A 10,461-nucleotide genomic window follows, 5' to 3' on the forward strand; every position below is an offset into this window, starting at 1 on the left:
ATGTCGCTATCTGTGTGCTTTCAGCCGCTGAATTGCAAGATCAAGGTTGAGGAAGGAACAACTGTCGTCGAAGCGGCACGAAAGGCAGGGATACCTCTTAATACACTTTGTATCGGAAACGGTGCCTGTGGTAAGTGTTTAATCATCTGTCATTCTCAAGAAGGGTTGAGTCCCGTCACCCGCAACGAACAATTAAGGTTAGGCAAGGAAATGCTTGCTAAAGGTTATCGCTTAGGGTGTTTGAGCCGCGTCTATAGTGATATTGAGGTCACTCTGCCGCCGCAAACCCTTAGAGCTTGGGCCCCTTTGGTCAAAAAAATGGCCAATACGCTTGACGATCAGCGGTATCGCCAGGGACCGAGGGTTCAACAGGGTGAACCGGGACTGGGGATTGCCTTGGATTTAGGGACTACGACTCTAACCGGTTGCCTTCACGATTTACAAACGGGGGAGCTTCTTGCTACAGTTTCGGTACTTAATCCTCAAGTTTTTTACGGAGCTGATATCGTTACGCGTTTGAGCTATGCTGCTCAAGACCGGCGCTATTATCAAGATTTGCGCCGGGTTTTACTCAATGGTGTGAATCAAATTATCGAAGCCTTTAGCCATGAAGTTCAAAGTCAAAAAAAAGAAATAAAAAAAATAACGGTTGTCGGCAATAGTTTTATACACCATAGCTTTTTAGGTCTCGATTTAGAGACATTTCGTAATTATCCCTATAAACCTTTAATGACGGAAGACCTTGAACTAAAGGCGGCACAAATCGGACGCAGCGAATTATTGATACCTCAGGATGTCCATCTCGAAATGCTTCCTCTCGTGGGAGGTTTTGTCGGCAGCGATCTATTGGCAGGTATGCAGGCCGTCGGCATAGATTTGCTGGATGCTCCTTTTGTATATTTAGATCTAGGCACCAATAACGAAGTAGCTGTAGGAAACGGACAAAAGATTCTGGTGGCCAGCACCTGTGCCGGTCCGGCCTTTGAAGGGGGAGCCTTGAGCTGCGGCATGCGTGCTCAACCGGGTGCGATCGATGCCGTAAAGATTGAGAAGGGCCGAGCGACGGTTGATACGATTGATCATTTATATCCCTTGGGAATCTGCGGGAGCGGGTCCATCAGTTTATTGGCGGAAATGCTCAAAGCAGGAATTGTCAATGAACGGGGACGAATCAAGCAGGCGAACGGTTTAATCAATGGTCGGGAGGCTTATCTCGTTGTTGAAGGGGAGTCCCCCCTCGGCTTGACCAATCAGGATGTCGAAGAAATTCAAAAGGCCAAAGCCGCAGTTTTTGCGGCAATAATTATTTTGTCTGCGGAACTGGGAATAACATTTGGCGAAATTAAGCGTGTTTATATTGCAGGGGCGTTTGGATTTCATTTAGGGATTGAAGATGCTATTACGATTGGGCTTCTTCCCCGGTTAAATTCACAGGAACGATTTCAATTAGTAGGCAACGCCGCTGCTGACGGGGCTCGTCTAGCCTTGTTATATGATGAGGTTCAACAGGACCTAGCCGGTCTGTTGCAGAAAATCAAACATATCAATTTAGCTGACCATCCGCGTTTTAATGAGGAGTTTATAAAGGCCATGTTTTTACCCCATGAGGACGAGGAGTTGTTTAGGGGAGGGTAATGTCAGTGGAAAACGCTGTAGCAAAAGAGACGGAAGATAATGCTTCGCGCTTACAAAAGCAAATGGCGGTCTTAGTTAAGATTAACAATCTAACCGGTTTTTTGCCGATGAAACTCGATAATTTGCTACAGGCAATTATTAAGGAAATGAATCAAATCTTTTCGCCGTTCGAATGTGAGCTGCATCTTAACCATGAAAATCATCAAGAACCGTGTTGTAATTTATTAGAAGGTCATTCTTGCAGGGCGATGGAGGACCAACTTCCCTTAATAACCGAGCAAGGGGAGAATCTTTGCTGTCAGTCAGAAACGTGTATTCGAAAATTTCGGCTTCATATTTGTGTACCCATAATTTCCGGAATTGAAAAGTTTGGTGTCGTTACGATAAAAAGCAAGCAAGATGATAAATTTGATCGGGATTCTATGGAATTGCTCTTAGCGATAGTCAATCTTATTGCGGCAGCGATTCAAAGATCACGGCTTATCCAACGTCTTGAGCAAGAAAGGGACAACCTCGAAAAGGCCAATACGTCCATCAATGATCTTAATAAGGAGTTACAGAACTCGATTGACCAATTAAAAAAGACCCGGGAACAGCTGATCATCTCTGAACGCTTAGCTGCGGCGGGTCAACTATCGGCAAATTTAGCTCATGAAATCAATAACCCAATCGGTGTGATTCTTTCTAGGCTGGAATTGATCCTTTTGGATGCTGAAGATCAAGGATTACCCGGAACGGTTATCGAAGACATTAAGGTTATTAAAAAACATACGGAGCGGATTACAAACATAACAAGAGGATTGCTCTCGTTTTCGCGTCAATCGACGGCGGGGCTTGAGGCGATCGACTTAAATTCCATTGTGCTGGAGATAACGGATTGGCTGCAAAGCCAGTTTCAACGCAAAAAGATTAGGTTTCAGGTGAATCTTCAACCGGTACCTAAGGTGTCGGGGAACGAACAGCAGATTGAACAGGTGCTTGTTAACCTTTTAAATAATGCTAAGGATGCTATGCCACAGGGCGGGGAAATCCGGGTAGAGAGCCGATACGATGCCCAAAACCAATGGATTCAGTTAGATGTCATTGATGATGGAATCGGGATCTCTCAAGAGGCTAAGAACCATATTTTTGACCCTTTTTTTACCACGAAGGGGAAAAATTACGGAACAGGGCTTGGCCTTTCCATTAGCTATAGACTTATTGAGAATTTTGGCGGGCGAATCAAAGTTGAAAGTGAGCCCGGAAAGGGAAGCTGTTTTAGTATTTTATTGCCGGTGCTCAGGGATGGAAAGGAGGTAAGCGATAATGCCCAAGGAACGAAAAATCCTTGTCATTGATGATGAACAGGATATGTTAGACACGTGTTCCCGTATTATTAAACGGATGGGTTATGGCTGTATTACTTATGCCAATAGTGAAGAAGCGTATGAAAAAATGGCCGATCTTGATCCGGATCTTATTATTACCGATTTGCAAATGCCGGGTATAGATGGTTTCCAGATTCAAGAGAAGGCCAAATCTTGCCTGCCGCGAACTCTCGTCTTAGTTATAACAGGCTATGCCTCGGTCGATTCGGCTATTCAAGCCATGAAAAACGGTGCTTTTGATTATTTGCCCAAACCCTTTAAACTTGACCAATTGCAAATAACGATTAAAAAGGCAATCAACCAACTTGCCTTAAGAGAAGAAAACCAATTGCTTCGCAATCAATTGCAAGAAGTTATTGCCGATGATAATATCATCGGAGCCAACGGCGGCCTGCAGGAAGTCTTTAAACAAATTGGCAAGATTGCGAAAACCGACGTTACAACACTCATTTTGGGAGAAAGCGGTACAGGCAAAGAGGTGATTGCCAATACCATTCATAAGAACAGCCAGCGCTCAACCGGTCCGTTTATTCCTGTCGATTGTGCATCTTTACCGGAAAATTTGCTGGAGAGCGAGCTTTTTGGTTATGAAAAAGGAGCCTTTACCGGAGCGAATCGGACAAAGGAAGGCTTAATCGAACTGGCCAGCAATGGAACTTTATTCCTTGATGAAATTGGGGAAATGAGTTTAGTATTGCAGGCGAAGCTGCTGCGAGCTTTAGAAGAACAAACGTTTCGCAGGGTTGGTGGGAACCGACTTATTCAGGTTGATGTCAGGATTATTGCGGCGACGAATCGGGATTTAGAGCAAATGGTTTTGAATAAGGAATTTAGAGAAGATCTTTATTATCGGTTAAATGTTGTTATTTTAAAGTTGCCCCCTTTAAGGGAAAGGAAAGAAGATATTCCGCTCTTAGTCAGTCATTTTTGCCAGAAGTTTGCCAGCAAAACGGGAAAACCGATTAAAGGTTGTACCAGCCAAGCGCTGGGGCTGCTCCAAAAATATGCTTGGCCCGGTAATATTCGCGAGCTGCGCAATGTCATTGAAAGAGCCGTTTCCCTTGTCGAGGGCGACATGATTGGCCCGCAAGATTTTCCCCAGCGCGTATTGAATGATAATAAAGTGAGTGCAGATGTCCATCAAGGGATCCCGAAAGATTTACCTTTTCACGAAGCCAAAAAACTTTGGCAGGATCAATTTGAAATGGAGTATTTTGGCGAATTATTGACTCGTTTTGAGGGAAATATGACGCGGGCGGCAGAATGGGCAGGGATCGATCGCAAGACAATTTATCGCATATTGAAAAAACATCATATGTCTAAGCTTGTTGAATAGGGATCACCAGCTCTTGGTCATCACAGAGGGGCTGGCCTTTTTCATCTTGGGGAGCCGCGATTTTTAACTTGATTTCTTTGAGATCATCGGGCTTAGTGGTTTCTAATGGAAACATGACATATCCCTGCAGGACTCTTTGAGGAGGGAGCAGGCCGCCGACGAGGTTGGTAGATTCACCGGTATATGAGGTATCCACCAAAATCTGTTCCCCGGTATCTGCGGTAACTACAAATTGTTCGGGATAGAACCGGACATTTTCGGAAGACATATTGCCAATTTCGATCCCTATGGCTATATGTCCCTTGAGTTCATCCTGTGTATCAGTTGAATTTCTGACAAGAGAAACGGAGTCAAGTCGTATTTTGATTTGATTCATATTAACAATTTGGTTAAGGGAATAGGTTTCACTATAATTCGGAAGTTCTCCCTTGGCTGCGGTCGCTGTTTGTGCGACATTGGCAGGGGATTGATTTGCGCACCCGGTTAATGTGAGTGGCAGCGTGGAAATCATGGCGATAAGGATCAAAGGGGCAAATTTGTTTTTTTTCATTACACGATAAACCTCCAGTTTTTAATACTACCGAAACAAATATGCAATTTTAATACCAAGGTTTTTATAACGATATAGGAGCGCCACTTATCTATTTTTTTATAAAAGGTGGCAGCAAAGCCACGGTTTATGGGACAGATATGTCCCATAAACCGTGGCTTTTTTTATTAATAGCCCTCCTTAATAGCCTTTTCAAGGCTTTTGAAAGCAAAAAGAAAAATGGTATGAATCTTGCAATATTTTGTACATAACCAGAAATTCACTCATGATTTGAATTCTTTACTCGTTTTCAAGAAGGAGGAAGAAATGCTATTTAAGCTTGTATGGAAAAATCTTATCCGCCGTCCATTGCAGTCCGGTTTGACGTTTTTTATCGTTGCCGCTTGTATAGCTGCTTTGGTGGGAAGCGTGCTGACCCTATGGAGCATCGAAAACGGCGCGCAAGGGGTTCTTGATCAATGGGGAGCAGATGTGCTGGTTTTACCGGTTCAGGCTGAATATACCCCAGAGGATATTTTGTTTACAGGTATCCCGGCAAACATCTATATGGATGTTCAGGTTCTCAATAAGGTTAGGCAAATCAGCGGGGTTGAGGCTGCAACGCCCCAGTTTTTTACCCAAACTTTGAATCAAAGTTGTTGTAGTTTACCTAAAGAATATCGGTTCGTGGGTTACGATCCGCAGAGCGATTTTTTGGTAAACAATCTCCTGGCTCAAGGAGTCGGCCGCGACCTTAATCCCGGGGAGGTTATTGTCGGAGGGGATATTCCGGCTTTCTTAGGGGATCGAGTCGCCATTTTAGGTCATCCTTTTGATGTTGCCGGCTATTTGAAAACGATGGGCGGAAGTATTGATAAAACAATTTTTGCCCCGATTGATACGGCTCGTTCCGTGGCTGCGCAAAGTCCTTATTTACAAGAGAACTGGAAAAATGCCGGAGACCCTCAACACCTTATTTCATCGGTACTTATTCGAACAAACCCGGAGGTTTCACCGGAAGAGGTGGTCCAGCAAATATCAAGGATTCCCGGAGTTAAAACCGTGACCGCCGGGAAGGTGATGCAGGACCTCAAGGAGCAATTAGCAGCTTTTCGCTCGGTGATTTGGACTTTGATTTTAATCATTTGTGCAATAACGGTTGCCTCACTCTGTACGCGTTATTCCTCCTTGGTTTTGGAGAAACGTGAAGAAGTGGGTCTGCTGAGAATTTTGGGGGCTGAACGAAGACAAATCTTTATTGTTGTTTTAACAGAAGCTTTATTTAGCGTGCTTGTGGCATCAGTCGCCGGTTCGTTCCTGGGGTTAGGTCTTTTATTCTATTTCAAAAAAATGCTTGAGGCTTATAGCTCATTTCCTTTTCTACTGCCAAGTTGGCCCCAGGTTATCTTGGCCATTCTGGGTATTGTCCTGGCAACGATAGCGCTTAGCTTCCTTGCGGCACTTTGGCCGGCCAGACGCTCCGCGCATATGGACCCGATTCTTGCCTTAGCCGAAGGTCAAATGAGATAGGAGGAAGCAGAGTGCAAGTGACATTAGAAAAGGTCGGTCATGATTATACCAATACATTCGGCGAGAAAGTCTCCCCTTTAAAAGAGATCAATCTCGAGGTTAATTCCGGAGATTTAGTCACAATTCTAGGGCCGTCCGGAAGCGGCAAAAGTACGCTGCTTTTTATTCTAGGATGTATGCTCAAACCCTCACGAGGGGGGGTGATGATTGATCACGTTGAAGTATCGGGTTTAGAAGATAGGGAATTGGCCCAATTACGTTTGCAAAAGATTGGTTTTGTTTTGCAGCAAAATGTACTCCAACCCAGGTTGACGGTTTGGGAAAATATGATGCTCCCTTTCTGGATAGGAGAGGCCAAGGACTTTAATCGAAAGGAGGCGGATCAAAAAGTTAAGGGGTTGCTGGAAGCCTCGGGGCTGATGGAACGGGCCAATTTCCTGCCTCATCAGCTAAGCGGGGGGCAGAGACGGCGAGCCGCTATAGTTCGGGCACTGGTTCGTGATCCGGAATTAATTCTGGCGGATGAACCCACGGCCGAACTTGATGAGACAAACCAGGCGATAATCAGTCAATGGCTGATGTCCCTAGCTGCGCAAGGAAAGACAGTGGTTATTGCAACCCATGATTTGTGTTTGGCAGGTTTAACGCGCCAAGTTTACAACCTAGACAACGGATGTCTGCATGTCAGGGGTGAAAGGTGGAATCAAAATGAATAAGTTCAATAAGCTCAATAAGATCGGCGGTATAGGTGGTTTACTTCTGGGACTCTTGATTAGCTTAATACCATTTCAATTATCTCCTGTATGCCAAAAGTTAGTAGAAATGCAAAATGGGAATATGAGCCACATGAAGTGCCATTATACAGGGCAAGCGGAAGTTTATTTAGGTATATTGGTTTTAGCGGTGTCTTTGCTGCTTTTATTGAGTAAGGGCGGAGCACGTCGATATTTAGGGTTAGTACAGGCCGTTTTGGGTGTCATCGTTATTCTCATGCCGACCCCATTCGGAATTGGGATTTGTATGACAGCGACTATGGCATGTCATACCACAGCTAAGTTCTTATATGTTTTGGGGGCATTGTTAATAGCCTTGGGACTCTTTATGGGACTTAAAAAAGATCCCCAATAGAGTGAATGCACAAAACTGTGACTTTTGTGTTTGCATCTTTAGCCTTTTGGGATTTTAACCTGCAGTGCGGCTCATCCAGTGTTTTATAGTTCGGTTTTTCTATAGTTCGGTTTTTCATTCCCTGAGAAGGCATTGTTGTATCTTGGCGGATAACGCGAATTCCTGCTTACAGTGTTGCCCCGAAGGAGGTGATATATTTGTCGAAAGATTTTTCGAAAAGTATTGCCATAGGGTTAACTATGGTTTTGGTTGGTTTGTCAATAGGATTCTCGGTCATCAATTCATATGCTCAGCCTATTCCTAAAAAAGATAATGGCGGAGCCGGGTACCTAACCTTCCAGTCCGTTTGTACAACTTGTCATGACGAGACTCGACCGAAAAATTATACAGGTACGGCGTCTTGGGGCGAAGTAATTAACCAAATGAAAGGTTTTGGTGCTTTTATTACGGATGACCAGGCTAAGGAAATTGAAGGTTATCTTCAGGAAACTTACCCCCGGAAGTAGGATATGAGAGAGGAGGCTAGTCATGAGTTCTCTTTTAAAAGACCCCTTTTCTCAAGGGATTTTGATTGTTGCCTTGAATGCTTGGGCTTCTTTGATGTTTTTAATATCATTGGGGAAAAGTTATGTTGCGGGTAATTCACTGTGGGTCAGCATTTTTATCGGGCTTATTTCAATAAGTTGCGCAATTTCCGTCCATGTATGGAAAGCGCTGATCCTCGAAAAAAAGGAGGTGGTGGCAAACCATGGAGAACCAGAACCAGAATCAGAATAAAGGTCCGAAGATGAATCGACGCAAATTCTTGACACTGACCGCGAGCTTACCCGTCGTTTTAGGTGGCGTCGGTTCTCTATCTTTACTTGGGGGAACGCTTAACCCCCCTGAGTCGTTAAAGCCACTCCCACCGAAAATGGCGGTTGCCAAAGAAATGGATATAACGGATGCTCCTTTAGAATTTGTCTATGATGGATCACCGGCGATGTTATTTAGCAAAGACGGTGCACTTCTGGCCTTTTCCCGGGTCTGCAGCCATCTTGGCTGTATTGTCGCCTGGAATGCGGATACGGCACAATTTGAATGTCCTTGTCACGGTGGTGTTTATAATGCAGATGGAGATGTGATCAAAGGTCCCCCGCCAAAGCCCTTACAGCGTTTAACCGCTTGGGTCGAAGAAGGGGTTGTGATGGTTCAATACAAGGAGGTTTAGGAAGTGGCTATTGAAAATAGGGAAACACAAAATGAAGAAAAAAGTCTAAAAACCATATTCCAAGAACTCGGTAGTCATCCTGTTCCTAAACATGCTCGAAACTATATTTATTGTTTCGGAGGAGTCACTTTTCTCCTCTTTTTGATTCAAGTGATTACCGGGATTCTACTGGCCGTTTATTACAAACCAACTCCGGAATTAGCCTATAAAAGCGTTCTTTTTATCGAACAGGACGTATGGATGGGTGCGGCGATCCGGTCGATTCATAATGTTAGTGCTAACTTAATGATTATTACGGTTGTTCTGCACATGTTAAGGGTAATTTTTACCGGATCTTATAAACCGCCCCGCCAACTGAACTGGATTATTGGGGTATCTTTACTCATTTTTGTTCTGGCCTTTGCCTTTACCGGTTATCTGTTGCCCTGGGATCAAGTCGGTTACTGGGGGGCAGTTGTTGCCACGAAGATGGTGGGTTCCCTTCCGTTCATAGGGGATAAATTAATGCTTTTAATCCAGGCAGGAACGAAAGTTACAGGCTATACTTTAACCCGTTTTTATGCCCTTCATATTGTTGTTCTACCCATTTTTATTATTGCGTTTATGGTTATTCATTTTCTGATGATACGTAAACAAGGAATTTCCCGTGGGCTGTAAGAGGAGGTAAAGGTAAAGTGGAAAGCCAAGAAAATAAGCGTGTTGTTGAGTCGGAAGATATACCTTTTTTCCCAGGGCATCTCTTGACTGAAGTTGTAGTAGCTTTTGCTGTCTTGGGAATTGTTTTGCTGGCAGCTGGGATTTGGCCTAAGGAGTTAGGGGCACCGGCGAATACGATTATGACGCCTTCCCGTATTCTTCCGGAATGGTATTTCCTTTGGCTGTTTGGTCTTTTGAAAATTGTACCTGAGCTTGTCGGCATATTTTTGGCGGGGCTTTTTGTGGTTGTACTTTTACTCTTTCCTTGGATCGATCGAAGCAAATCCAATGCGCTTAAAGCCAGATCGAAGATCCTAACTTCCACAGCTTTGTCCTTAGTGATACTTGTTGTATTAACCATAATAGGATTCAAAGCTTAATACTTAAAGGAGGTGCAAATGTGCTCAAGAAGATTGGAAAAGGTGCATTGTCACTTTTCTTTCTCTGTGTTGGAGCAGGTGTTCTAACGGGTTTTACTTATCAAATTTTGGTAACGCCCAGCAATCCCGCAGTTGTTGAAAAAACTGCGGAAACTGTCTACAATACAGGCCTTCAACCTCAAGCTCAGCAAACACAAGTCCAGACGGGTACGGCAAACAACCAACCCCAGGAAGGCGATATTTTTAAGCAAAAAGGATGTATCCAGTGTCATTCCGTTTCATTTTACAAAGTCAAAGGCGGAACGACCGGACCGGATTTGGATATTGCTTATAAGGATGCACCCCAGAGGTTTGGCAAGAGCTTAGAGAAATTTTTAGAGACACCGGAAGGAACAATGGGCGATTTACTCCCCAAATTGACAACGACTGAGGATCGAAAGGAGATTCTCAGATTATTATCAAAGGCCGCGGGGATCGAAGTGCAAGAGAACTCCTCCGAACCTAATAATTAAATAGCCTCTCGGAATAAAAAGGGAGGAAATCTCCAAGATGGGATAAAGTCCCTGGGAATTACGATGAGCAAAAGGAGATGAAGAACCCCACTCATAAAATGGGCATGCCAAAAAGGCCTAACCGCACTCCTTTTTGAA

The 10,461-nt window shown here is 44.1% G+C and carries 13 protein-coding genes; 12 read left to right on the top strand and 1 reads right to left on the bottom strand.

The annotated features are described in order from the left end of the window. The 3 genes from VB077_RS11420 to VB077_RS11430 are packed head-to-tail and all read left to right on the top strand — an operon-like array spanning position 1 to position 4,338. A complete protein-coding gene (locus VB077_RS11420; RefSeq protein ID WP_323415371.1) occupies positions 1 to 1,635 on the top strand; it encodes an ASKHA domain-containing protein in 1,635 nt (544 codons plus the stop codon). Continuing rightward, on the top strand, positions 1,635 to 2,972 hold the full coding sequence (locus tag VB077_RS11425; RefSeq protein ID WP_323415372.1) for an ATP-binding protein: 1,338 nt from the start codon (positions 1,635 to 1,637) through the stop codon (positions 2,970 to 2,972). Before VB077_RS11420 ends, VB077_RS11425 begins: the two co-directional genes overlap by 1 nt. Next, entirely contained in the window at positions 2,941 to 4,338 is a 1,398-nt protein-coding gene (locus VB077_RS11430; protein WP_323415373.1) for a sigma-54 dependent transcriptional regulator, read from the top strand. The genes VB077_RS11425 and VB077_RS11430 overlap by 32 nt, the downstream gene beginning before the upstream one ends. Here the strand turns inward: VB077_RS11430 and VB077_RS11435 are convergent. Continuing rightward, positions 4,322 to 4,888: a hypothetical protein gene (locus VB077_RS11435; RefSeq protein ID WP_323415374.1), complete on the bottom strand. Its 567-nt coding sequence runs from the start codon at positions 4,886 to 4,888 to the stop codon at positions 4,322 to 4,324. The two genes, VB077_RS11430 and VB077_RS11435, sit on opposite strands and share 17 nt — an antisense overlap. Positions 4,889 to 5,194: 306 nt before the next feature. On the opposite strand from VB077_RS11435, the gene VB077_RS11440 reads away from it, so the two are divergent. The 9 genes from VB077_RS11440 to VB077_RS11480 all read left to right on the top strand — a co-directional run bounded on the left by VB077_RS11440 (position 5,195) and on the right by VB077_RS11480 (position 10,323). Next, positions 5,195 to 6,397, top strand: a complete 1,203-nt coding sequence (locus VB077_RS11440) for an ABC transporter permease (RefSeq protein WP_323415375.1) — start codon at positions 5,195 to 5,197, stop codon at positions 6,395 to 6,397. 11 nt (positions 6,398 to 6,408) lie between these two features. Further along, positions 6,409 to 7,113, top strand: coding sequence for an ABC transporter ATP-binding protein (locus tag VB077_RS11445; protein ID WP_323415376.1), 705 nt, complete (start codon positions 6,409 to 6,411; stop codon positions 7,111 to 7,113). Beyond that, a complete protein-coding gene (locus VB077_RS11450; protein WP_323415377.1) occupies positions 7,106 to 7,525 on the top strand; it encodes a DUF4418 family protein in 420 nt (139 codons plus the stop codon). The genes VB077_RS11445 and VB077_RS11450 overlap by 8 nt, the downstream gene beginning before the upstream one ends. Before the next feature lie 197 nt (positions 7,526 to 7,722). Further along, on the top strand, positions 7,723 to 8,031 hold the full coding sequence (locus tag VB077_RS11455) for a hypothetical protein (RefSeq protein WP_323415378.1): 309 nt from the start codon (positions 7,723 to 7,725) through the stop codon (positions 8,029 to 8,031). Between the two features lie 22 nt (positions 8,032 to 8,053). Next, on the top strand, positions 8,054 to 8,302 hold the full coding sequence (locus VB077_RS11460; protein WP_323415379.1) for a hypothetical protein: 249 nt from the start codon (positions 8,054 to 8,056) through the stop codon (positions 8,300 to 8,302). Next, positions 8,274 to 8,735 carry a ubiquinol-cytochrome c reductase iron-sulfur subunit gene (locus VB077_RS11465; protein WP_323415380.1) on the top strand — a complete coding sequence of 154 codons (462 nt, stop codon included), beginning with the start codon at positions 8,274 to 8,276 and terminating at the stop codon, positions 8,733 to 8,735. Before VB077_RS11460 ends, VB077_RS11465 begins: the two co-directional genes overlap by 29 nt. 54 nt (positions 8,736 to 8,789) lie before the next feature. Beyond that, entirely contained in the window at positions 8,790 to 9,392 is a 603-nt protein-coding gene (locus VB077_RS11470) for a cytochrome b N-terminal domain-containing protein (protein ID WP_416337055.1), read from the top strand. A gap of 17 nt (positions 9,393 to 9,409) precedes the next feature. Next, a complete protein-coding gene (locus VB077_RS11475) occupies positions 9,410 to 9,811 on the top strand; it encodes a cytochrome b subunit of the bc complex (RefSeq protein WP_323415382.1) in 402 nt (133 codons plus the stop codon). Positions 9,812 to 9,831: 20 nt separating this feature from the next. Further along, positions 9,832 to 10,323, top strand: a complete 492-nt coding sequence (locus VB077_RS11480) for a cytochrome C (RefSeq protein WP_323415383.1) — start codon at positions 9,832 to 9,834, stop codon at positions 10,321 to 10,323. Positions 10,324 to 10,461: the final 138 nt, after the last annotated feature.

The sequence above is a fragment of the Desulfitobacterium sp. genome, assembly GCF_034927245.1.
Taxonomy (GTDB): domain Bacteria; phylum Bacillota; class Desulfitobacteriia; order Desulfitobacteriales; family Desulfitobacteriaceae; genus Desulfitobacterium_A.

Bases quoted from the DNA above. Each gene is read 5' to 3' on its own strand.
- VB077_RS11420 (WP_323415371.1), top strand. From the start codon at position 1: ATGTCGCTATCTGTGTGCTTTCAGCCGCTGAATTGCAAGATCAAGGTT.
- VB077_RS11425 (WP_323415372.1), top strand. From the start codon at position 1,635: ATGTCAGTGGAAAACGCTGTAGCAAAAGAGACGGAAGATAATGCTTCG.
- VB077_RS11430 (WP_323415373.1), top strand. From the start codon at position 2,941: ATGCCCAAGGAACGAAAAATCCTTGTCATTGATGATGAACAGGATATG.
- VB077_RS11435 (WP_323415374.1), bottom strand. From the start codon at position 4,888: ATGAAAAAAAACAAATTTGCCCCTTTGATCCTTATCGCCATGATTTCC.
- VB077_RS11440 (WP_323415375.1), top strand. From the start codon at position 5,195: ATGCTATTTAAGCTTGTATGGAAAAATCTTATCCGCCGTCCATTGCAG.
- VB077_RS11450 (WP_323415377.1), top strand. From the start codon at position 7,106: ATGAATAAGTTCAATAAGCTCAATAAGATCGGCGGTATAGGTGGTTTA.
- VB077_RS11460 (WP_323415379.1), top strand. From the start codon at position 8,054: ATGAGTTCTCTTTTAAAAGACCCCTTTTCTCAAGGGATTTTGATTGTT.
- VB077_RS11465 (WP_323415380.1), top strand. From the start codon at position 8,274: ATGGAGAACCAGAACCAGAATCAGAATAAAGGTCCGAAGATGAATCGA.